The organism is Agromyces sp. NPDC060279, from assembly GCF_042726785.1.
Taxonomy (GTDB): domain Bacteria; phylum Actinomycetota; class Actinomycetes; order Actinomycetales; family Microbacteriaceae; genus Agromyces.
In genome coordinates this window covers 120,876-143,559 of sequence record NZ_JBHXBK010000001.1, presented here as the reverse complement: position 1 = coordinate 143,559, position 22,684 = coordinate 120,876, and the positions used below count along the sequence as shown (strand labels likewise).

The 22,684-nt window shown below is 72.7% G+C and carries 20 protein-coding genes; 18 read left to right on the top strand and 2 right to left on the bottom strand.

The window, feature by feature from the left end; genetic code table 11:
* Positions 1-37 precede the first annotated feature (37 nt).
* From alaS to nusB, 10 genes are all read left to right on the top strand, one after another.
* Positions 38-2,695 (top strand): alanine--tRNA ligase, encoded by a 2,658-nt coding sequence (gene alaS, locus ACFWE1_RS00655; protein WP_376931652.1) that lies wholly within the window; start codon positions 38-40, stop codon positions 2,693-2,695.
* Position 2,696: 1 nt separating this feature from the next.
* Complete coding sequence (gene ruvX, locus ACFWE1_RS00650) at positions 2,697-3,176, top strand: Holliday junction resolvase RuvX (RefSeq protein ID WP_376931651.1); 480 nt, start codon at positions 2,697-2,699, stop codon at positions 3,174-3,176.
* Complete coding sequence (mltG, locus tag ACFWE1_RS00645) at positions 3,173-4,630, top strand: endolytic transglycosylase MltG (RefSeq protein WP_376931650.1); 1,458 nt, start codon at positions 3,173-3,175, stop codon at positions 4,628-4,630. The genes ruvX and mltG overlap by 4 nt, the downstream gene beginning before the upstream one ends.
* Positions 4,627-5,475, top strand: a complete 849-nt coding sequence (locus ACFWE1_RS00640) for a shikimate dehydrogenase (protein WP_376931649.1) — start codon at positions 4,627-4,629, stop codon at positions 5,473-5,475. Before mltG ends, ACFWE1_RS00640 begins: the two co-directional genes overlap by 4 nt.
* 87 nt (positions 5,476-5,562) lie before the next feature.
* A complete protein-coding gene (gene aroC / locus ACFWE1_RS00635) occupies positions 5,563-6,792 on the top strand; it encodes a chorismate synthase (protein WP_376931648.1) in 1,230 nt (409 codons plus the stop codon).
* Positions 6,789-7,322, top strand: coding sequence for a shikimate kinase (locus tag ACFWE1_RS00630; protein ID WP_376931647.1), 534 nt, complete (start codon positions 6,789-6,791; stop codon positions 7,320-7,322). The genes aroC and ACFWE1_RS00630 overlap by 4 nt, the downstream gene beginning before the upstream one ends.
* Complete coding sequence (gene aroB / locus ACFWE1_RS00625) at positions 7,319-8,413, top strand: 3-dehydroquinate synthase (RefSeq protein WP_376931646.1); 1,095 nt, start codon at positions 7,319-7,321, stop codon at positions 8,411-8,413. Before ACFWE1_RS00630 ends, aroB begins: the two co-directional genes overlap by 4 nt.
* Before the next feature lie 79 nt (positions 8,414-8,492).
* A complete protein-coding gene (aroQ, locus tag ACFWE1_RS00620) occupies positions 8,493-8,930 on the top strand; it encodes a type II 3-dehydroquinate dehydratase (protein WP_376931645.1) in 438 nt (145 codons plus the stop codon).
* Positions 8,931-9,004: 74 nt separating this feature from the next.
* Positions 9,005-9,568, top strand: a complete 564-nt coding sequence (efp, locus tag ACFWE1_RS00615) for an elongation factor P (protein WP_189084903.1) — start codon at positions 9,005-9,007, stop codon at positions 9,566-9,568.
* Entirely contained in the window at positions 9,568-9,981 is a 414-nt protein-coding gene (gene nusB, locus ACFWE1_RS00610) for a transcription antitermination factor NusB (protein ID WP_376931644.1), read from the top strand. The genes efp and nusB overlap by 1 nt, the downstream gene beginning before the upstream one ends.
* A 66-nt stretch (positions 9,982-10,047) precedes the next feature.
* On the opposite strand, the gene ACFWE1_RS00605 is transcribed toward nusB, so the two are convergent.
* A complete protein-coding gene (locus tag ACFWE1_RS00605; RefSeq protein ID WP_376931643.1) occupies positions 10,048-11,406 on the bottom strand; it encodes an 8-oxoguanine deaminase in 1,359 nt (452 codons plus the stop codon).
* A gap of 206 nt (positions 11,407-11,612) precedes the next feature.
* Positions 11,613-12,953, bottom strand: coding sequence for an MFS transporter (locus ACFWE1_RS00600; protein WP_376931642.1), 1,341 nt, complete (start codon positions 12,951-12,953; stop codon positions 11,613-11,615).
* A 104-nt stretch (positions 12,954-13,057) separates the two neighbouring features.
* On the opposite strand from ACFWE1_RS00600, the gene pyrR reads away from it, so the two are divergent.
* The 8 genes from pyrR to gmk are packed head-to-tail and all read left to right on the top strand — an operon-like array spanning position 13,058 to position 22,662.
* The gene (gene pyrR / locus ACFWE1_RS00595; protein WP_376931641.1) at positions 13,058-13,615 is read left to right on the top strand and encodes a bifunctional pyr operon transcriptional regulator/uracil phosphoribosyltransferase PyrR; all 558 of its coding nucleotides are present in this window, start codon (positions 13,058-13,060) and stop codon (positions 13,613-13,615) included.
* Positions 13,612-14,565 (top strand): aspartate carbamoyltransferase catalytic subunit, encoded by a 954-nt coding sequence (locus tag ACFWE1_RS00590; RefSeq protein WP_376931640.1) that lies wholly within the window; start codon positions 13,612-13,614, stop codon positions 14,563-14,565. Before pyrR ends, ACFWE1_RS00590 begins: the two co-directional genes overlap by 4 nt.
* Positions 14,562-15,902: a dihydroorotase gene (locus tag ACFWE1_RS00585; RefSeq protein WP_376931639.1), complete on the top strand. Its 1,341-nt coding sequence runs from the start codon at positions 14,562-14,564 to the stop codon at positions 15,900-15,902. Before ACFWE1_RS00590 ends, ACFWE1_RS00585 begins: the two co-directional genes overlap by 4 nt.
* Positions 15,895-16,443 carry a hypothetical protein gene (locus tag ACFWE1_RS00580; RefSeq protein WP_376931638.1) on the top strand — a complete coding sequence of 183 codons (549 nt, stop codon included), beginning with the start codon at positions 15,895-15,897 and terminating at the stop codon, positions 16,441-16,443. The genes ACFWE1_RS00585 and ACFWE1_RS00580 overlap by 8 nt, the downstream gene beginning before the upstream one ends.
* Positions 16,436-17,590 carry a glutamine-hydrolyzing carbamoyl-phosphate synthase small subunit gene (gene carA / locus ACFWE1_RS00575; RefSeq protein WP_376931637.1) on the top strand — a complete coding sequence of 385 codons (1,155 nt, stop codon included), beginning with the start codon at positions 16,436-16,438 and terminating at the stop codon, positions 17,588-17,590. Before ACFWE1_RS00580 ends, carA begins: the two co-directional genes overlap by 8 nt.
* Positions 17,590-20,880, top strand: coding sequence for a carbamoyl-phosphate synthase large subunit (carB, locus tag ACFWE1_RS00570; RefSeq protein ID WP_376931636.1), 3,291 nt, complete (start codon positions 17,590-17,592; stop codon positions 20,878-20,880). The genes carA and carB overlap by 1 nt, the downstream gene beginning before the upstream one ends.
* Positions 20,877-21,755, top strand: a complete 879-nt coding sequence (gene pyrF / locus ACFWE1_RS00565) for an orotidine-5'-phosphate decarboxylase (RefSeq protein ID WP_376931635.1) — start codon at positions 20,877-20,879, stop codon at positions 21,753-21,755. Before carB ends, pyrF begins: the two co-directional genes overlap by 4 nt.
* Complete coding sequence (gene gmk, locus ACFWE1_RS00560) at positions 21,748-22,662, top strand: guanylate kinase (RefSeq protein ID WP_376931634.1); 915 nt, start codon at positions 21,748-21,750, stop codon at positions 22,660-22,662. Before pyrF ends, gmk begins: the two co-directional genes overlap by 8 nt.
* Positions 22,663-22,684: the final 22 nt, after the last annotated feature.

The window sequence follows — 22,684 nt, the reverse complement described above, 5'->3', positions numbered from 1 at the left end:
CCGCCGACCGCGGGGTGTCTCGACCCGGAACGGAACCATGCAGACTGCCGAGATCAGCCGTCGCTACATCGACTTCTTCGCCGAGCGCGGGCACACCGTCGTCCCCTCGGCCTCGCTCGTCTCCGACGACCCCACCCTGCTCTTCACGGTCGCGGGCATGGTGCCCTTCGTGCCCTATCTGACCGGCGTCGTCCCGGCCCCGTACCCCCGCGCCGTCGACGTGCAGAAGTGCATCCGCACGAACGACATCGAGGAGGTCGGCAAGACCGCCCGCCACGGCACCTTCTTCCAGATGCTCGGCAACTGGTCGTTCGGTGACTACTTCAAGGAGGGGGCGATCACCTACGCGTGGGACCTCCTCACCCGCTCCGAGGCCGACGGCGGCCTCGGCTTCGACGAGCGCGACCTCTGGGTGACGGTCTACGAGACCGACGACGAGGCGGCGGCGCTCTGGCAGAAGATCGCAGGCCTGCCCGCCGAGCGCATCCAGCGCCTCGGCAAGGAGGACAACTACTGGCACACCGGCCAGCCCGGCCCCGGCGGCCCCTGCTCGGAGATCTACTTCGACCGCGGCCCGAAGTACGGCCGCGACGGCGGCCCGGCGGTCGACGACAACCGCTTCACGGAGATCTGGAACCTCGTGTTCATGCAGGAGCTGCTGAGCGAGGTGCGCTCCAAGGTCGACTTCGACGTCGCCGGCCCGCTGCCGAAGAAGAACATCGACACCGGCATGGGCCTCGAGCGCGTCGCGTTCATCAAGCAGGGCGTCGAGAACATGTACGAGATCGACCAGGTGCGCCCGGTGCTCGATCGCGCCTCGGAGCTCTCCGGCCGCCGCTACGGCGCCGCGCACGAGGACGACGTGCGCATGCGCATCATCGCCGACCACGTGCGCTCCTCGCTCATGCTGATGAGCGACGGGGTCACCCCGTCGAACGAGGGGCGCGGCTACATCCTGCGCCGGCTCCTCCGCCGCTCGATCCGCGCGATGCGCCTGCTCGGCGTCGAGGGCCCGAGCTTCCACGAGCTCTTCGCCGCCTCGCGCGACGCGATGAAGTCGGCCTACCCCGAGGTGGCGACCGACTACTCGCACCTCGAGCAGCTCGCGCTCGGCGAGGAGGACACCTTCCTCCGTACGCTGGCCTCGGGCACGACGATCCTCGACGTAGCGGTCTCGAAGACGAAGGCGCAGGGCTCGGGAGAGCTCGCCGGCGACACCGCGTTCCTGCTCCACGACACCTACGGCTTCCCGATCGAGCTCACGCTCGAGATGGCGGAGGAGGCAGGGCTCCGCGTCGACCGCGGCGAGTTCGACCGCCTCATGACGGACCAGCGCGACCGGGCGAAGGCCGACGCCAAGTCGAAGAAGCGCGTTCTCGCGGACCTCTCGGTCTACGCCGACTACCGCGCCAAGGGCGAGACGATCTTCACCGGATACACCGAGCTGCAGACGGAGTCGAGCGTGCTCGGCCTCCTCGTCGACGGCCGTCCGGTGCAGCGCGCCACGGCGGGGCAGACCGCCGAGGTCATCCTCGCCGAGACCGCGCTCTACGCGGAGTCCGGCGGGCAGGCGCCCGACCGGGGCCGCATCGTGGGCGACGGCTTCGAGCTGGAGGTGCTCGACGTGCAGCGCCCGGTCAAGGGCCTGATCAGCCACACCGTGCGGGTCGTCCGCGGCGAGGTCGGCGTCGGCGAGGCGGCGACGAGCCTCGTCGACGAGGACTACCGGCGCGGCGCCACGCAGGCGCACTCCGGCACCCACCTCGTGCACGCCGCACTCCGGCAGGTGCTCGGGCCGAACGCGCACCAGTCCGGCTCCTTCAACAAGGCCGGCTACCTGCGTCTCGACTTCAGCTGGAACGCGGCCCTCTCGAGCGAGACCCGCTCCGAGATCGAGGAGATCTCGAACGCCGCGATCCGCGACAACCTCGAGGTCGTCACCCGCGAGCTGCCGCTCGAGGAGGCGAAGGCGCTCGGCGCCATGGCGCTGTTCGGCGAGAAGTACGGCGACGTCGTGCGCGTCGTCGACATCGGCGGCCCTTGGTCGCGCGAGCTGTGCGCCGGCACGCACGTGCGCACGAGCGCGGAGGTCGGCATGATCAATCTGATCGGCGAGTCCTCGGTCGGCGCGACGAACCGTCGGGTGGAGTCGCTCGTCGGCATCGAGGCGTTCCGCCAGTTCGCGACCGAGCGCGCGCTCGTCAGTGAGCTCACGAGTTCGCTGAAGACCCGTCCCGAGCAGCTCGTCGACCGCGTCGGCGAACTCGTGGCGAACCTGAAGGCGGCCGAGAAGAAGATCCAGGCCTACGAGGCCAAGGCGCTCAACGACCGGGTGCCTGCGCTGGCCGCGACGGCGGTGCGGACCGGTGAGGTCCTGCTCGTCGCGGAGCACGTCGGCAGCCTCGGCTCCGGCGACGAACTGCGCTCGCTCGCCCTCTCGGTGCGCTCGCAGCTCGGCGACGTCGCCTCGGTGGTCGCGCTGACGGCCGAGGTCGGCGGCAAGCCGCTCGCGATCGCCGCGACCTCGCCGGCGGCCCGTGCGGCCGGCGCGAACGCGGGTGCGCTCGCGAAGCGCATGGCCGGGGTGCTTGGCGGGGGCGGCGGCGGCAAGCCCGACCTGGCTCAGGGCGGCGGCACCGACGTGGCCGCGATCCCCGCGGCCCTCGACGCGGTCCGCGACGAGCTCGGCCGCTAGCGTGCGCGACGGCGTCCGCCTCGGCGTCGATGTGGGCCGGGCCCGCATCGGCGTCGCGCGCTGCGACCCCTCGGCGATGCTCGCCGTCCCGGTCGAGACCGTGCCGCGCGCCGCAGCAGGCTCGGACGCCGACGTGCGCCGCATCCTCGAGCTGGCGGAGGAGCACGGCGCGTTCGAGCTCGTCGTCGGGCATCCGCTCTCGCTCTCGGGCAACGCGACGCCCTCGACCGACGACGCCGTCGCATTCGCGCGCCGGCTCGCGAACGGCGGTGCGGCGGTGCGGCTGGTGGACGAGCGGATGTCGACGGTGACCGCGCAGCAGGCGCTCCGGGCGAGCGGGAAACGCGCCAAGCAGCAGCGGTCCATCATCGACCAAGCTGCAGCCGTTATCATTCTGCAACACGCCATCGACGCCGAACGCGCGTCGGGCAAGCCGCCGGGGCAGTCCCTCGGCACCGACGAAGGGCCACCACCCCTGTGACTCAGCTCCCCCCTGAGCAGCGCGCGTCGCGCGAGCGCCCCGGTCTCGACTGGGAGGCGATCCTCTCCGGAGACGAGGCCGCGGCGAGCGGAGCCGGCGACGGCCGGGCCGCCGCGCCCGACGCCGCCCCGCGCAGCGACGAGTGGGTGAACGACCCCTTCGCCGCCTCCGCGCCGGAGCCGGGCCGGGTCGCGCCGCGCAGCAACGACCCGTTCGCCGCGCAGGAGGAGGTGCCGCTCACCCGCCGGGAGCGGCGCGAGCTCGAGGAGCGTCAGGCGCGCGTCGAGGCGGAACCCGTCACCGCGCCGAGCGCGCCGGCACGGCCGAGCCGGGCCGAACGGCGGGAGGCGGCCGGCTTCGACGACCACGACACGCCGCAGCGACCGAAGCGACGCGGCGCGTGGGGCTGCCTCATCGCCCTGCTCATCGTCATCGCTCTCGGCGTCGGCGCGTTCTTCTTCCTGCAGGGGCCCATCTCCGCCGTGATCGAGCGCTTCGCGCCCGCCGCGGACTACGAGGGCTCGGGCACCGGCGAGGTGACCTTCATGATCCACGAGGGCGACGACGGCTCCACCATCGCCGAGAACCTCTACGACGAGGGCGTCGTGGCCTCCTCGAAGGCGTTCTACGACGTGCTCGTCGATCAGGACCCGGAGCCGGCGTTCTATCCGGGCGCGTACCGGCTCGCCGAGAAGATGAGCGCGCAGGCCGCGCTCGACGCGCTGCTCGACCCGGCGAACAAGCTGGAGAACACCTTCGTCATCCCGGAGGGCACCGCGACCGTCGACGCGCTGACGAACATCGCGGAGGGAACGGGCGTGCCGCTGGAGGAGCTCCAGGCGGCCGCGGCCGAGTCGCCGCAGAGCTACGGTCTCCCGGCCGAGGCGAAGTCGCTCGAGGGATTCCTGTTCCCGGCGACGTACACGCTCGACCCGGGTCTCGACGCCCGCGGCGTGCTCCAGACCCTCGTCGACCGGCAGTTCCAGGCGCTCGACGAGGCCGGCGTCGCCCCGGCTGATCGCTGGCGCACCATCGTGCTCGCCTCGCTGATCCAGCGCGAGGCCGGGCTCCGCGACGACTACTACAAGGTCTCGCGGGTCTTCCAGAACCGGCTCGACCCGGCGCAGTGGGAGTCGGGGCTGTTGCAGTCGGACGCGACGGTCGCGTACGGCACCGGCAACACCCACCGGGTCGCCACGACCGACGCCGAGCGCGCCGACGCGAGCAACCCGTACAACACCTACGTGCACCCCGGTCTGCCGATCGGCCCGATCTCCAATCCGGGCGATCTCGCGATCGACGCCGCGCTGCACCCCGCCGACGGCACCTGGCTCTTCTTCGTGACGTGGAACCTCGACACGGGCGAGACGATCTTCTCGACCACCGTCGAGGAGCACGACGCGGCCGTCGCGAAGTGGCTGGCCTGGATGGACGAGCACCCGGAGTACCAATGAGCGACGGCGTCCGGACTCCCGCCCCGCATCGGCTCGCCGTGCTCGGTTCGCCGATCGCGCACTCGAAGTCACCGGCGTTGCACCGCGCCGCGTACGCAGCGCTCGGCCTCGACTGGCAGTACGAGGCCGTCGAGCTCGCCTCGGCCGGGCTGGCCGACTTCGTGCGGTCGAGGGATGCCTCGTGGCGCGGGCTCTCGCTCACGATGCCGTTGAAGCAGGAGGTGCTCCCGCTCGTCGACGAGCTCGACCGCCGCGCCCGGCTCACGGGCGCCGCGAACACGCTGCGCTTCGACGGCGGTCGTCGGCTGGGGTTCAACACCGATGTCGGCGGCATCGTCGGCGCGCTCGCGGACGCCGGGGTGACCGCGTCGGCGCGCGCCGGGATCGTCGGCGGGGGAGCGACGGCCGCGTCGGCGATCGCCGCGATCGCGGAGCTCGGGGCGAGCGAGGTCGAGGTCTTCGTGCGCACGCCGGCTCGTGCGGCGGCGCTCGAACCGCTCGCGGCGTCGCTCGGGCTCCGGGTGCTCGTGCGCCGCCTCGACGAGCTGTCGGGCGCCGACGGCCTCGATCTCGTCGTGGCGACGGTGCCCGGCGGCACGGAGCTCGGGGTGCGGCCGAGTGCCGCGCTCACCGGTGGCGCCGTGCTGCTGGAGGTCGCCTACGACCCGTGGCCGAGTCCGCTCGCGGCGGCGTGGCTCGACGCCGGCGGCACCGTCGTGCACGGCCTCGGCATGCTCCTGCACCAGGCGCTGCTGCAGGTGCGCGTCTTCGCGAACGGCGACCCGGAGCAGGCGCTGCCCGACGAGGCCGTGGTGCTCCAGGCGATGCGAGCGGCGATCGCCTGAGGCATCCGCCACGATGCCGTCCGACGGCGCCCCCGCCGAGGACGTCATGCGGAGAGGGCGTCTCCTCCGCTGTGGAAGGATAGACGCATGCTTCGTTGGCTCACTGCCGGTGAGTCGCACGGCCCCGAACTCGTCGCGATCCTCGAGGGCCTCCCCGCCGGCATCCCCGTCTCGCTCGATCAGGTCCGCGAGGACCTCGCCCGGCGCAAGCTCGGCTACGGCCGCGGCGCGCGCATGAAGTTCGAGCAGGACGAGCTCGCCATCTCGGGCGGGGTGCGCCACGGCCTGAGCCTCGGCAGCCCGATCGCCCTGCGCGTCGGCAACACCGAGTGGCCGAAGTGGCAGGAGGTCATGAGCCCGGAGCCGATCGAGCAGGACCGCCTCGGCCGTGGCCGCGGTGCGCCGCTGACCCGTCCGCGCCCGGGGCACGCCGACCTCGTCGGCATGCAGAAGTACGGCTTCGACGAAGCCCGCCCGGTGCTCGAGCGCGCGAGCGCCCGCGAGACCGCCGCGCGCGTGGCGCTCGGCGCCGTGGCGAAGTCGTTCCTCGCGGAGCTCGGCATCCGCACCATCGCGCACACCCTCTCGATCGGGCCGGTCCGCGTGCCGGAGGGCGCCGCCCTGCCGCTGCCCGCCGATCTCGCGGCGGTCGACGCCGACCCGCTGCGCTGCTTCGACGCCGAGACCTCGGCCCGCATGGTGGCCGAGGTCGACGACGCCCACAAGTCCGGCGACACGCTCGGCGGCGTCGTCGAGGTGCTCGCCTACGGCGTGCCCCCGGGCCTCGGCTCGCACGTGCACTGGGACCGCCGGCTCGACGGGCAGCTCGCCGCCGCGCTCATGGGCATCCAGGCGATCAAGGGGGTCGAGGTCGGCGACGGGTTCGAGACCACCCGCCGCCGCGGCTCCCAGGCGCACGACGAGCTGCACCTCGACCGCGGCCGCATCGTGCGCGCGAGCGACCGCGCCGGCGGCACCGAGGGCGGCATGTCCACCGGCACCGTGCTGCGGGTCCGCGCCGGCATGAAGCCCATCGCCACCGTCCCGCACGCCCTGCCGACGGTCGACGTCGCGACGGGCGAGCCGGCCCCCGCGCACCACCAGCGCTCGGACGTCTGCGCCGTGCCGGCGGCGGGGGTCGTCGCCGAGGCGATGGTCGCGCTCGTCCTCGCCAACTCCGTGCTCGAGAAGTTCGGTGGCGACTCGCTCGCCGAGACCCGCCGCAACCTCGAGGCGTACCTCGCCGCGATCCCCGAGGCGCTCGCGAGCGCGGGGGCGGACGGCGACGCCGGGCTCGCAACCGGCGCGGCGGGATGACCGCGGCGGGTGCGGCCGCACCCGGTGCGCTCGCGCTGCCCCTCGTGCTCATCGGGCCGATGGGAGCGGGCAAGTCCCGGGTGGGGCAGAAGCTCGCCGCCGAGACCGGTGCCCCCTTCGTCGACACCGACGCCCGCATCGTCGAGCGTTACGGGCCGATCGAGCAGATCTTCGCCCGCGAGGGCGAGGAGTACTTCCGCATCGTCGAGCGCGAGATCGTCGCCGAGGCCCTCGCCGAGGAGGCCGTGGTCTCGCTCGGCGGGGGAGCCGTGCTGCACCCGGCGACCCGCGTCGATCTCGCGGAGCTGCCCGTGGTGTGGCTGCAGGTGAGTGCCGCGGCCGTCGCGCCACGACTGGCCGGCAGCGCGCGCCCGCTGATCGCGCAGGGCGGCATCGAAGCCTGGACCAGAATCCGCGACGAGCGGGCGCCCGTCTACGCCTCGCTCGCCGACCTCGCCATCGACACCTCGCGCCGCTCGGTCGCGCGGATCGTCGCCGACATCACCGAGCGCTTCGGAGGAACAGCATGACCGCAGCCGAGCCGCAGGCCGAGCCGACCGTGATCCGGGTCGGCGGCGACGAGGGCTACGACGTGGTCGTGGGGCGCGGCGTGCTCGCGCGGCTCGGCGACGCGCTCGGGCCGGCGGTGCGCAAGGTCCTCCTGGTGCATCCGGCGACCCTCGGCGCCCGCGCCGCCGAGCTGCGCGAGTCGCTCACCGACCGATTCGAGGTCATCCTCGCGGAGATCCCCGACGCCGAGGCCGGCAAGCGGGTCGAGGTCGCCGCGTTCTGCTGGCAGATCCTCGGCCAGGCCGACTTCACCCGCAGCGATGCCGTCGTGGGCATGGGCGGGGGAGCCGTCACCGACCTGGCCGGCTTCGTCGCGGCGACCTGGCTGCGCGGCGTGCGCGTGGTGCAGGTGCCGACGACCGTGCTCGGCATGGTCGACGCCGCCGTCGGCGGCAAGACCGGGATCAACACGAACGAGGGCAAGAACCTCGTCGGCGTGTTCCACGCGCCTGCCGAGGTCATCTGCGACCTCGACCTGCTCGACACCTTGCCGAAGAACGAGATCCTCGCCGGCTTCGCCGAGATCGTGAAGGCCGGGTTCATCCGCTACCCGGAGATCCTCGACACCATCGAGGCCGACCCCGAGCGCGCCACCGACCCGGCGACGCCCGAGTTCCGCCGGGTCGTCGAGCTCGCGATCCGGATGAAGGCGGACGTCGTGACCGAGGACTTCAAGGAGGCGGGCCTCCGCGAGATCCTCAACTACGGGCACACCCTCGGCCACGCGGTCGAGCACGCCGAGCGCTACCAGTGGCGGCACGGCGCGGCCGTCGCGGTCGGCATGATGTTCGCCGCCGAGCTCGGCCGGCTCTCCGGCCGGCTCTCCGACGAGGTCGCCGACCGGCACCGGCGCGTGCTCGAACTGCTGAGCCTCCCGACGAGCTACCCGGCCGGCCGCTGGAACACGCTGCTCGCCACCATGCAGCGCGACAAGAAGTCGCGCGGCGGCCAGCTGCGCTTCATCGTGCTCGACGACCTCGCGAAGCCCACCGTGATGCAGGCCCCCGACCAGTCGATGCTCTTCGCGGCGTACCAGGAGATCGGCTCGTGAGCCGATCGGCGCGGGGCACGGGAGGCGGCCGCGGCAGAGCGGCCCGCCGGGTCGTCCCGGCCGCGGCTAGGCTGAGCGCATGACGACGATCCTCGTGCTGAACGGGCCAAACCTCGGCCGGCTCGGCACCCGCGAACCCGAGGTGTACGGCAGCGAGACGCTCGCCGACATCAAGGCGTCGCTGCGCGGCGAGCTGCCCGAGGGTGTCGAGCTCGAGCTCCGGCAGACCGACGACGAGGGCGAGCTCATCCGCTGGATCCACGAGGCCGTCGACCGGGGCGCTCCCGTGGTGCTGAACCCGGCGGCCTTCACGCACTACAGCTACGGGCTGCGCGACGCTGCGGCGCTGCTGAAGCAGGCCGGCGTGCCGCTCATCGAGGTGCACCTCTCGAACCCGCACGCGCGGGAGCGGTTCCGCCACACGAGCGTCATCTCGGCGGTCGCGACGGGCGTCATCGCCGGCTTCGGCAGCGACTCCTATCGCCTCGCCGTGCAGCAGCTGCTGCGCATCGTCTAGAATCGTTCGTCGGCTCGCGTGCGCCACCGCCTGCGGCCGAACGACTTCACCGAAACGGAACGGAATCCACGCGCATGGCATCGACCGCAGACATCAAGAACGGCGTCGTCCTCAGCATCGACGGCCAGCTCTGGAGCGTGATCGAGTTCCAGCACGTCAAGCCCGGCAAGGGCGGCGCGTTCGTCCGCACCAAGCTGAAGAACGTCGTGACGGGCAAGACCGTCGACCGCACGTACAACGCGGGCGCGAAGGTCGACATCGAGAACGTCGACCGCCGCGACTTCACGTACCTCTACAACGACGGCGACGGCTTCGTCTTCATGGACGCCGTCGACTACGACCAGATCACGGTCCCCGCGGCGACCGTCGGCGACGCCGCCAACTTCATGCTCGAGAACCAGGCCGTCACCATCGCCCTGAACAACGGCAACCCGCTGTACGTCGACCTGCCCGCCTCGGTGGTGCTCGAGATCACCTACACGGAGCCGGGCCTGCAGGGCGACCGCTCGACCGGCGGCACCAAGCCCGCCACCGTCGAGACCGGCTACGAGATCCAGGTCCCGCTCTTCCTCGAGACCGGCACCAAGGTCAAGGTCGACACCCGCACGGGTGACTACCTCGGCCGCGTGAACGACTAGTGAGCGCTCGCACCAAGGCTCGCAAGCGCGCGCTCGACCTGCTCTACGCCGCCGAGATGCGCGGGATGCCGGTGGAGCAGCTGCTCGTCGTCGAGGCCGAGAAGGCCGCCGGCGAACCGGAGCGCCAGGCGTCGTGGCTGTACGCCCGCGAGATCGTCGACGGCATCGTCGACCATCGCGCCGAGATCGACGAGCTCATCACGACGCACTCCCGCGGCTGGACGCTCGAGCGCATGCCCGCCATCGACCGTGCGCTGCTGCGCATCGGCGTCTGGGAGATCGTCTACAACGACGAGGTGCCCGACGCGGTCGCGATCTCCGAGGCCGTCGAGGCGGCGACGGTGCTGTCGACCGATGACTCGGCCGGGTTCGTGAACGGGCTGCTGGCCGCCGTCGCGCACGCGAAGGCCTGACGAACCGCGCGTTCCACGCCCCACCCACGACGGCGGGCCGCCACCAGGCGGCCCGCCGTCCGGCGTTCAGCCGAGCACGAGGCGGCGGGCGGCTTTCGAGTGCGCCGAGATCAGCTCGTCGAGGTCGAGCCCGGGGATGCGGCCGTCGACGACCCGCCACTCGCCGCCGACCATGACGCGATCGGCGCGGTCGGCCCCGCAGAGCACGAGCGCCGCGATCGGGTCGTGGCTGCCCGAGAAGCGCAGCCCGTCGAGCGTGAACAGCGCGAGGTCGGCCTGCTTGCCGAGCTCGATCGACCCGAGCTCGCCGTCGCGGCCGAGCGCCCGCGCCGAGCCGAGCGTCGCCCAGCCGATGGCCCGGGCGACCGGCACGTCGGCGCCGTAGCGGAGGCGCTGCAGGTAGAGCGCCTGGCGCACCTCCTGGATGAGGTTCGAGGAGTCGTTCGAGGCGGAGCCGTCGACGCCGAGGCCGACGGGGACGCCGGCATCCTCCAGCTCGATCGCGCGCGCGATGCCCGAGGCGAGCCGCATGTTCGAGGTCGGGCAGTGCGCGACGCCCGTGCCCGCTGCCCCGAGACGGGCGATCTCCCGCTCGTCGAAGTGGATGCCGTGGCCGAGCCAGCTCTGCGGGCCCAGCCAGCCCACGCTCTCGAGGTAGTCGACGGTGCGCAGGCCGAAGCGCTCCCGGCAGAACTCCTCCTCGTCGAGGGTCTCGGCGAGGTGCGTGTGCAGCCGCACCCCGCGGCGGGCGGCGAGCTCGGCGCTGTCCGACATGATCTCCCGTGTCACCGAGAACGGCGAGCACGGCGCGAGCGCGATGTGGATGTCGGCGTCGGGCGCGGTGGAGTGGTAGCGGTCGATGAGCCGCTCCGAGTCGGCCAGGATGACGTCGCCGTCCTGCACGACGCTCTGCGGCGGCAGCCCGCCGTCGCGCTCGCCCAGGGTCATCGAGCCGCGGGTGAGCGTCGCCCGCATGCCGAGCCGCCGCACGGCCTCCACTTCGAGGTCGATCGCCTCGTCGAGCCCCTCGGGGAAGACGTAGTGGTGGTCGGCCGCGGTCGTGCAGCCCGAGAGCAGGAGCTCGGCGAGCGCGACGGTCACGGCGAGGTCGAGGCTCTCCGGGGTGAGCCGCGCCCAGACCGGGTAGAGGCCCTGCAGCCAGGGGAAGAGCTTCGCGTCGGCCACGGGCGCCCAGGCTCGGGTGAGCGTCTGGAAGAAGTGGTGGTGGGTGTTGATGAGGCCGGGCAGCACGACGTGGTTCGCCGCGTCGAAGACCTCGTCGACCGGCGTCGCGGGCACGGCGCCCGCGCGGAGCAGCTCGACGATGCGGCCGGCCTCGACGACGATACCGCCGTCCGCGCTGCCTGGCGCGTGGTCGGCGGCCGTGAAGACGGCGGCGGGGTTCTTGATCCAGACTCGTGCCATGAGCGGCATCCCTTCGACGGTGGAGGAGTGGTGCCAGCTCAGTGTTGACCTGTCTGCTGATCCAGGTCGCGCCAGACTACGTGCGCGGCGGAGGCCTCGTCAACGCCCCGCGCGCCGAGGCCGACCGAACCCGGAGTTGCCCGACTTTCATGAAAGTCGGGCAACTCGGTGTGGGGGAGGCGATCGCACGTCGGCGAGCGCGTCGCTCACGGCGTCGGGGCGCGGGCGTCGTACTCGCGGAAGCCGCGCTGGAGGCGGAGGATCGCGACGGCGGCCGCGACGACGAGCAGCCCGCCGAACAGCGGCGGGAACCAGAGCGCGACCGCGGTCGCGAGGATGCCGACCCAGAGGTCGCCGAGGCGCGGACCGCCCGTGACGACCACCTGGAACACCCCCTGCATCCGGCCCTGGAGCTCGTCGGGCACCGCGGTCATCAGCATCGTGCTACGGAAGATCGCGCTCACCTCGTCGGCCGCCCCCGCGCCCGCGAGCAGGACCGCGGCGACGAGCAGCGCCGGCACGCTCAGCGCGGGGTCCGCGGCCGGGGAGCGCCCGGCGAGCACGATGGCGATCACCGCGCCGAATCCGGCGATGCACGCGCCGTAGACCATGACCGAGCGGCCGATCGCGACGCCGTAGCGCCGGACGTGCATGACCCGGCCGCTGAGCAGGCTCGTGAGGAAGGTGCCGACCGCGAAAGCGGCGGTGAGCGCGCCGGCGGTCGCCGCTCCGCCGCCGATGGCGACGGCGCCGACCGCGGGGAAGAGCGCGTAGGGCCGGCCGAAGGTCATCGCGGCGAGGTCGATCAGGAAGCCGGCGCGGATGTTCGGCGCCAGGCGCAGGAATCGGAACCCGTCCGCGAGGGCGGCGAAGCCCGTGCGCCGCGCGGGCCCTTCCTCGCCCGCGCTCGGCGGCACGGCGGGAAGCGTCAGGATGCCGAGGAAGCCCGCGCTGAAGAGCACGAGGTCCACGCCGAAGGTGAGCGGATAGCCGATCGAGGCGACGAGCACGCCGCCGAGCGCCGGGCCGAGCGTGAGCTGCACGCCGATCCCGATCCCGCTGAGCGCGGCGGCGCGGGACACGAGGGCCGGGGCGAGCAGCCTCGGGGTCACGGCGGTCCGCGTGGCGCCGGTGACGGTCGCGCAGACCGAGATCACGGTGGTGAGCACGTAGAACGGCCAGATCGCGACCGGACGGCCGGCCTCGTGCTCGACCGCGCTGACGGCGGAGACGGCGACGAGCGCCGCGGTCGCCGCCCAGGTGGTGCTCGCGCTCACGATGAGCAGGCGCCGCCGGTCGAGGGCGTCGGCGAGGACGCCGCCCCAGAGCCCCGCCACGAGCATCGGCAGCAGGGCGATGCCGCCGACGAGGCCCACGGCGAGCGTCGAGCGGGTGAGCTCGTAGAGCTGCAGCCCGACGGCGAGCACCGTGAGCTGCGCGCCGATGCCCGCGATCGTGCCGCCGATCCAGAGCCGGGCGAACGCGGGCGACTCCCGGAGCGGGGCGAGATCGACGAAGTGCGACCGTCGCGGCCGGGGAGAAGTCACCCTTGCATCGTACGCACGGCGAAACAGCACCCGGCGCGCTGCTAAACTCGACGGAGTTTGGCAACCTTTAAGGCCGTCCCGTGAGGCGGAGAAGGGAGGCCGCCGTGGCACGCGCCGTGCTCACTCAGGCGGACATCCAACGGGCGCTGACCCGCATCTCGCACGAGATCCTCGAATCGAACCGCGGGGGGAGCGACCTCGTCATCCTCGGCATCCCGACCCGCGGCGTGATCCTCGCCCGGCGGATCGCCGAGACGATCGCCCGCATCGAACCCGAGGCGGCACCGGTGCCGGTCGGCTCGATCGACGTCACGATGTACCGCGACGACCTCTCCCGCACCCGCACCCGCACGCCGCAGCCCACCGAGGTGCCCGCGGGCGGCATCGACGGACGCACGGTCGTCCTCGTCGACGACGTGCTCTACTCGGGCCGGACCATCCGCGCCGCCTTCGACGCCCTCTCCGACCTCGGCCGCGCCCGTGCGGTGCGGCTCGCGGTGCTCGTCGACCGCGGCCACCGCGAGTTCCCGATCCGCGCGGACTTCGTCGGCAAGAACCTGCCGTCGTCCCACGACGAGCGCATCAACGTGCGGCTCGTCGAGACCGACGGCGACGAGGGCGTGGCGATCGAGACCGCGCACGGCGAGGGGGAGGCGGAGTGAACCATCTGCTGGGCACGCGCGACCTCGCCCGCGAGCAGGCGGTCGAGCTCCTGGACATCGCCGAGGACATGGCGGCGGTGCAGGAGCGCGAGGTCAAGAAGCTGCCGACCCTGCGCGGCAAGACGGTCGTGAACCTCTTCTTCGAGGACTCGACCCGCACCAGGATCTCCTTCGAGGCCGCCGCGAAGCGGCTCTCCGCCGACGTCATCAACTTCAGCGCGAAGGGGTCCAGCGTCTCCAAGGGCGAGAGCCTGAAGGACACCGCCCAGACGCTGCAGGCGATGGGCGCGGACGGCGTCGTCATCCGGCACCCGGCGTCCGGCGCACCGCTCACGCTCGCGACGAGCGGGTGGATCGACGCGGGCGTGGTGAACGCGGGCGACGGCACCCACGAGCACCCCACCCAGGCCCTGCTCGACGCCTTCACGATGCGCCGCCGGCTGCACGGGGCCGCCTCCCGCGGTCGCGGGCTCGACGGGGCGCGCGTGCTCATCGTCGGCGACGTGCTGCACTCGCGCGTCGCGCGCTCGAACGCGTGGCTGCTGCCCGCGCTCGGCGCCGAGGTCGAGCTCGTCGCGCCGCCGACGCTGCTGCCCGTCGACACGCGCCGCTGGCCCGTCTCGACGTCGTACGACCTCGACGCGGCGCTCGGCCGCCGGCCGGACGTGGTGATGATGCTGCGCATCCAGGCCGAGCGGATGCACGGGGCCTTCTTCCCGAACAGCCGCGAGTACGCGCGCACGTGGGGGCTCGACGACGCGCGGTTCGACGCGCTTCCCGACACTACGATGGTCATGCATCCCGGACCGATGAACCGCGGTCTCGAGATCGCCGCCCGCGCGGCCGATTCGCCGCAGTCCACGGTGCGCGAGCAGGTCGCGAACGGAGTATCAGTGAGAATGGCCGCCCTCTATCTGCTGCTGTCCGGTGAACGGGGGGCCGCCGCATGAGCGAGCGGCACCTGATCATCGGGGCGCAGCTGCCGAACGGCGAACGCCGCGACCTCCTGCTCGAGGGCGGACGCATCGCCGAGCTCGGCACCGGGCTGGACGCCCGCGGGGCGGAGCGCGTCGACGCGGCGGGCCTCGTCGTGCTGCCCGGGCTCGTCGATCTGCACACCCACCTCCGCGAGCCGGGCTACGAGCAGAGCGAGACCGTGCTCACTGGCACCCGCGCCGCCGCGGCGGGCGGATTCACCGCGGTCTTCGCGATGGCGAACACCTCGCCGGTTGCTGACACCGCCGGGGTCGTCGAGCAGGAGCTCAGCCTCGGGCGCGCCGCTGGCTACGCCACGGTCCAGCCGATCGGCGCCGTGACGGTGGGCCTGGCCGGCGAGCGCCTCGCGGAGCTCGGCGCGATGGCGCAGTCCCGCGCCCGCGTCCGGGTGTTCTCCGACGACGGCTTCTGCGTGCACGACCCGCTGCTCATGCGCCGCGCGCTCGAGTACGTGAAGGCCTTCGACGGCGTCATCGCGCAGCACGCCCAGGAGCCGCGGCTCACCGAGGGCGCGCAGATGAACGAGGGCGCCCTCTCCGGCGAGCTCGGCCTCACCGGCTGGCCGGCCGTCGCCGAGGAGTCGATCATCGCCCGAGACGTGCTCCTCGCCGAGCACGTCGGCGGCCGGCTGCACGTCTGCCACGTCTCGACGGCCGGCTCGGTCGAGGTCATCCGCTGGGCGAAGGCCCGCGGCATCGACGTCACGGCCGAGGTCACGCCGCACCACCTGCTGCTCACCGAGGAGCGGGTCGCGAGCTACGACCCGCGCTTCAAGGTCAACCCGCCGCTGCGCCGCGCGGAGGACGTCGAGGCGCTCCGCGCCGCGCTCGCGGACGGCACGATCGACATCGTCGCGACCGACCACGCCCCGCATCCGGTGGAGGCGAAGGAGGGCGAGTGGGACGCCTCGGCGAACGGCATGGTGGGGCTCGAGTCCGCGCTGTCCGTCGTGCACCGCACGATGGTGGAGCCCGGCCGCCTCGACTGGGCCGACGTCGCGCGGGTGCTGAGCCAGGCGCCCGCCCGCATCGGCCGCCTCGCGGGCCAGGGCGGCGAGGTCGAGGTCGGCGCGCCCGCCGAGCTCGTGCTCTACGACCCCTCGGCGACGGGGGAGTTCGGTCTCGACCGGCTCGCCGGCCGCAGCACCAACTCGCCGTACCTCGGCGAGACGCTGCCCGGCTCCGTGCGCTGGACGTTCCACCAGGGCTACGCGACGGTGCGCGACGGCGAGGTGCGCGAGACGGCGGAGGTCGCCGGACTCGCCGCGGCAGCGGGGAGCGGGGATGGATAAGCTCATCGGCGCGATCGTCGCCGTCATCGTCGTCGCCGTCGTGATCTGGCTGATGGTCCGATCCTGGCGACGACGACGGGCCCGGGACGCCCGCCTCGCGGCCTACCCGGTGCCGGCCACGCTCGCCGCCGCCCTCCTCGAGACCGAGGTGCTCTACGTCGCCTCGACGCCCGAGAGCGAGCCCTTCGAACGGCTCGCGGTCGACGGCCTGGCGTTCCGCGGGGCGGCCCACCTCGAGGTGTACGACGCGGGCGTGCTGCTGCGGATCGCGGGGGAGCCGGCGAGCTTCCTCCCGGTCGAGCACATCGTGGGGATCGGCGCCGCGAGCCACGCGATCGACCGCGGCGTCGAGGCCGAGGGGCTCGTGGCCCTGACCTGGCAGCCGCACGAGTCGGAGCCCGGCGAGGTGCCGGTGCGCATCGACAGCTATCTTCGGGCACGATACCCGGGCGACACCGCCCGGATCATCGACGCCGTCACGGACATCACCGCGGCTCAGGAGCCGCGGTCGCAACAGGAAGGCGAGGCCTCTGGTGACTGAGACCACGACCCGCACGGCCCCCGCCGTGCTCGTCCTCGAGGACGGAACCCGCTTCGAGGGCCGCGCATACGGCGCCCTCGGCCGCACGCTCGGCGAGGCGGTCTTCGCGACCGGCATGACCGGCTACCAGGAGACGCTGACCGACCCGTCCTACGCGGGCCAGATCGTGCTCATGACCGCGCCGCACATCGGCAACACCGGCATGAACGACGAGGACATGGAGTCCAAGCAGATCTGGGTCGCCGGCTTCGTGGTGCGCGACCCCTCCCGGGTCGTGTCGAACTTCCGCTCGCAGCGGAGCCTCGACGACGACCTCGCGGACGCCGGCATCGTCGGCATCTCCGGCATCGACACGCGCGCCGTCACGCGGCGCATCCGCGACGCCGGCGCGATGCGGGCCGGCATCTTCTCCGGCGAGGACGCGAACCTCACCGCGGGCGAGCAGCTCGACCTCGTGCTCGGCGGCGCCGAGATGGCGGGGCAGAACCTCTCCGGCGAGGTGTCGACGGGGGAGCGCTACTCGCTGCCCGCCGTGGGCGAGCGGATCGGCTCGGTCGCGGTGCTCGACCTCGGGGTGAAGACCTCCACGCTGAACTACCTCGCCGAGCGCGGCTTCGACGTCGAGGTGCTCCCGCAGACCGTCACGATCGAGGAGGTGCGGGCGCTCGAGCCCGACGCGCTCTTCTTCTCCAACGGCCCCGGCGACCCGAGCGCGAGCGACCGGCACGTGCAGCTGCTGCGCGAGTCGCTGCGCGACGGCCGCCCGTACTTCGGCATCTGCTTCGGCAACCAGCTCCTCGGCCGCGCCCTCGGCTTCGGCACGTACAAGCTGCCGTTTGGCCACCGCGGCATCAACCAGCCCGTGCTCGACAAGGCCACCGGCCGCGTCGAGATCACCGCCCACAACCACGGCTTCGCCGTCGACGCCCCCATCGACCGCGTGAGCGAGTCGAGCGAGGGCTTCGGCCGCGTCGAGGTCAGCCACGTCGACCTCAACGACGACGTGGTCGAGGGCCTCAACTGCCTCGACATCCCCGCGTTCAGCGTCCAGTACCACCCGGAGTCGGCTGCCGGCCCGCACGACGCGAACTACCTCTTCGATCGTTTCCGCGAGCTGGTCATCGCGAGCAAGGAGAACCGCGACTAATGCCCAAGCGCGACGACATCAATTCCGTCCTCGTCATCGGCTCCGGCCCCATCGTCATCGGGCAGGCCGCCGAGTTCGACTACTCGGGCACCCAGGCGTGCCGGGTGCTCCGCGCCGAGGGCGTGCGGGTCATCCTCGTGAACCCGAACCCCGCCACGATCATGACCGACCCGGACTTCGCCGACGCGACGTACATCGAGCCGATCACCCCGGAGATCATCGAGTCGATCATCGTCAAGGAGCGCCCCGACGCCATCCTGCCGACCCTCGGCGGGCAGACCGCGCTCAATGCCGCCATCGCCCTGCACGACGCCGGCATCCTCGAGAAGCACGGCGTCGAACTGATCGGCGCGAAGGTCGACGCCATCCGCAAGGGCGAGGACCGCCAGCTCTTCAAGGAGCTCGTGGTCGAGTGCGGCGCGGACGTCGCGCGCTCGCACATCGCCCACACGATGGACGAGGTGCTCGCCGCCGCCGAGGACCTCGGCTACCCGCTCGTCGTCCGCCCCTCCTTCACGATGGGCGGCCTCGGCTCGGGCTTCGCGTACGACGAGACCGAGCTGCGCCGCATCGCGGGCGCCGGCCTGCACGACTCGCCGACCACCGAGGTGCTCCTCGAGGAGTCCATCCTCGGTTGGAAGGAGTATGAGCTCGAGCTCATGCGGGACACGCACGACAACACCGTCGTCGTGTGCTCGATCGAGAACGTCGACCCGGTCGGCGTGCACACGGGCGACTCGATCACCGTCGCACCCGCGCTGACCCTCACCGACCGCGAGTACCAGCGTCTCCGCGACATCGGCATCGACATCATCCGCGCCGTCGGCGTGGACACGGGCGGCTGCAACATCCAGTTCGCCATCGACCCGTCGAACGGGCGCGTCATCGTCATCGAGATGAACCCGCGCGTCTCCCGCTCCTCGGCGCTCGCCTCGAAGGCCACGGGCTTCCCGATCGCGAAGATCGCGGCGAAGCTCGCGATCGGCTACCGACTCGACGAGATCCCGAACGACATCACCCGGGTGACGCCCGCGAGCTTCGAGCCGACGCTCGACTACGTCGTCGTGAAGGTGCCGCGCTTCGCGTTCGAGAAGTTCCCGGCCGCCGACCCGACCCTCACGACGACCATGAAGTCCGTCGGCGAGGCCATGGCGATCGGCCGCAACTACGCGACCGCCCTGCAGAAGGCCCTGCGCTCGCTCGAGAAGCGCGGTTCCTCGTTCCACTGGGGCGAGGAGGAGCGCAGCGTCGAGGAGCTCCTCGAGGAGGCGCGGACGCCGACCGACGGCCGCATCGTGCTCGTGCAGCAGGCGCTCCGCAAGGGCGCCACGATCGAGCAGGCCTTCGAGGCCACGAAGATCGACCCGTGGTTCCTCGACCAGATCGTGCTGATCAACGAGGTCGCCGCGACGGTCGCCGCCGCCGAGGCGCTCGACACCGAGACGATCCTGCTCGCGAAGGACCACGGCTTCTCCGACGCGCAGATCGCGCAGCTCCGCGGTTTCGGCAGCGAGCAGGACGCCCGCGAGGTGCGGCACATCCTCGGCATCCGCCCGGTCTACAAGACGGTCGACACCTGCGCCGGCGAGTTCCCGGCGCTCACGCCGTACCACTACTCGAGCTACGACCAGGAGACCGAGGTCGCCGCGAGCGATCGCCGCAAGGTCGTCATCCTCGGCTCCGGCCCGAACCGCATCGGCCAGGGCGTCGAGTTCGACTACTCCTGCGTGCACGCCTCGTTCGCCCTGCACGACGCGGGCTTCGAGACGATCATGATCAACTGCAACCCGGAGACGGTCTCGACCGACTACGACACGAGCGACCGGCTCTACTTCGAGCCGCTCACGCTCGAGGACGTGCTCGAGGTCATCCACGCCGAGTCGCAGTCGGGCGAGCTCGTCGGCGTGGTCGTGCAGCTCGGCGGCCAGACCGCCCTCGGCCTCGCGAAGGGCCTCGAGGCGGCCGGCGTGCCGATCCTCGGCACCTCGCCCTCCGCGATCGACCTCGCCGAGGAGCGCGGCCTCTTCGCCGGCATCCTCGACAACGCGGGCCTCCTCGCGCCGCGCAACGGCACCGCCGTCGACCTCGCGGGCGCGCAGCAGATCGCGGAGGGCATCGGCTACCCGGTGCTCGTGCGCCCGAGCTACGTGCTCGGCGGCCGCGGCATGGAGATCGTCTACGACAGCACGAACCTCGCCGAGTACTTCGAGCGCATCGAGGGGCAGGGCATCGTCGGCCCGAGCCACCCGCTGCTCGTGGACCGCTTCCTCGACGACGCCATCGAGATCGACGTCGACGCGCTGTACGACGGCAGCGAGCTCTACATCGGCGGCGTCATGGAGCACATCGAGGAGGCCGGCATCCACTCCGGCGACTCGAGCTGCACCCTCCCGCCCGTGACGCTCGGCCGCGCCGAGGTCGACCGAGTGCGCGAGGCGACCCGTGCGATCGCCGAGGGCATCGGCGTCCAGGGCCTCCTGAACGTGCAGTTCGCGATCGGCGCGGGCGTGCTCTACGTGCTCGAGGCGAACCCGCGGGCGAGCCGCACGGTGCCGTTCGTCTCGAAGGCGCTCGGCATCCCGCTCGCGAAGGCCGCCAGCCGGGTCATGGTCGGCGCGACGATCCGCGAGCTCGTCGCCGAGGGGCTGCTGCCCGAGGTCGACGGCTCCCGCGTGCCGCTCGACGCGCCGGTCGCGGTCAAGGAGGCCGTGCTGCCGTTCCACCGTTTCCGCACCCGCGAGGGCGGCATGGTCGACTCGGTGCTCGGGCCGGAGATGCGCTCGACCGGCGAGGTCATGGGCATCGACCGCGACTTCCCGACGGCGTTCGCGAAGAGCCAGCTCGCCGCGTACGGGGGCGTGCCCGCCTCCGGGACGGTCTTCGTCTCGGTGTCCGACCGCGACAAGCGGGCCGCGATCCTGCCGGTGCTGCGTCTGCAGCAGCTCGGCTACGACATCGCCGCGACCGAGGGCACCGCGGAGGTGCTGCGCCGCAACGGCATCCGGGCGAGCGAGGTGCTGAAGTTCCACGACAAGCCCGACGCCGACGCGACGAGCGTCGTCGAGCTCATCCACCGGGGCGAGGTCGACGTGGTCGTGAACACCCCGAGCGGTCGCTCCGCCCGGGCCGACGGCTACGAGATCCGCGCCGCGGCGGTCGCCGCCGGCATCCCGCTGTTCACGACGATCGCGGAGCTCTCCGCCGCCGTCGCCTCGCTCGACGTGGTCGCCGACGGCTTCGACGTGACGAGCCTGCAGGAGTACCAGCGCCGCCGGGAGGGGGCCGCGTGAGCGAGCCTGTCGCGTTCGGCGACCGCCTCGCGGCGGCCTTCGCCGCGTACGGCCGGCTCTGCGTGGGGATCGACCCGCACGCGCAGCTCCTCGAGAGCTGGGGCCTGCCCGACAGCGGCGAGGGCGTCCGCGAGTTCGGCCTCCGCGTCGTCGACGCGGCGGCCGGGCAGATCGGCATCGTGAAGCCGCAGGTCTCGTTCTACGAGCGGCACGGCGCGGCCGGCTACGCGGCGCTCGAGCGGGTCTTCGCCGAGGCCCGCGACGCGGGCCTCATCGTGATCGCCGACGCGAAGCGCGGCGACATCGGCTCGACGCTCGCGGGCTACGCGGATGCCTGGCTCCGCCCGGGCTCGACGCTCGAAGCGGATGCCCTCACGCTGAACCCCTACCAGGGGCTCGCCACGCTCGCCCCGGTCATGGAGCGCGCGGCGGCGGTCGGCAAGGGCGTGTTCGTGCTCGCCGCGACCTCGAACCCGGAGTCGGGGCCCGTGCAGACGGCCGAGCTCCGGCAGTCCAGCCGGGCCGGGCGCACGATCGCCTCCGCGATGGTCGACGGCGTCGACGCGTGGAACCGCGCGCGCCCGGATGCCTCGACCCGCACCCTCGGCGACGCGGGCGTCGTGATCGGCGCCACCGTCGACCTCCGCGCCGTGGGCATCGACCCCGACGCGTACGGGGAGACGCCCGGTCTGCCGGTGCTAGCTCCGGGCTTCGGCCACCAGGGCGGCGACGCCGCCCAGCTCGGCGAGCTGTTCGGCCGCCTGGCCGCCGGCGCCATCGTGAACGAGTCCCGCTCGGTGCTCGCCGCCGGCCCCGACGAGATCGGCGAGGCCGTCCGGCGCCGCGCCGGGGAGGTAGGATCGCTCGGTGTCTGATCGGACCCCCACCACCCCGCCAGAGGTCGACCGAGTCGCCGCGTCCCGGGCCGCCGTCGCGGCGCGCCGGGCCCGCGCGATCGTGAAGCAGGAGGTCGCCGAGGGCGCCAGGAGCCCGCTCGACGTGCTCCGCGTCGCGTTCGACGAGCCCGACGGCGTCGAGGGCCGGCTCCGGGTCACGGAGTTCCTCGGGGCGATCCCGGCGATCGGCCGCACGAAGACCGAGCGGATCATGGACGAGCTCCAGATCTCGCCGGCCAAGCGCCTCGGCGGCCTCGGCCGGCTGCAGCGCCGGCGCCTGCGCGGCTTCGTCGCCGAGTGGGTCGCGGCGCACGGCGGCACGGGCGACCGGCTCGTCGTGCTCGCCGGGCCCACCGCCGTCGGCAAGGGCACGGTCGCGGGGTACATCCGCGACCACTACCCCGAGGTGAAGCTCTCGGTCTCCGCGACGACCCGCGCGCCGCGCCCGGGCGAGATCGACGGCGAGCACTACTTCTTCGTCGACGACGCCGAGTTCGACCGCCTGATCGAGACCGGCGAGCTGCTGGAGTGGGCGACCGTGCACAACGCCTCGCGTTACGGCACGCCCCGGGGCCCGGTGGAGCAGGCGATCGCCGCCGGCGACAGCGTGCTGCTGGAGATCGACATCCAGGGCGCACGCTCGGTGCGGCGCGCCATGCCGGAGGCGACGCTCGTCTTCCTGCAGCCGCCGAGCTGGGACGAGCTGGTCCGACGGCTCGTCGGTCGCGGCACCGAGGGACCGGCCGAACAGCAGCGCCGACTCGAGACCGCGAAGGTCGAACTGGCCTCCGCCGATGAGTTCGATCACCAGGTCGTGAACCACGAGGTCTCCGAGGCCGCGCAAAAGGTCGTAGACTTGATGCGGCCCCGCAAGGGTCGTCATTGAGCTGCCCGCAGTTCGGGCGACC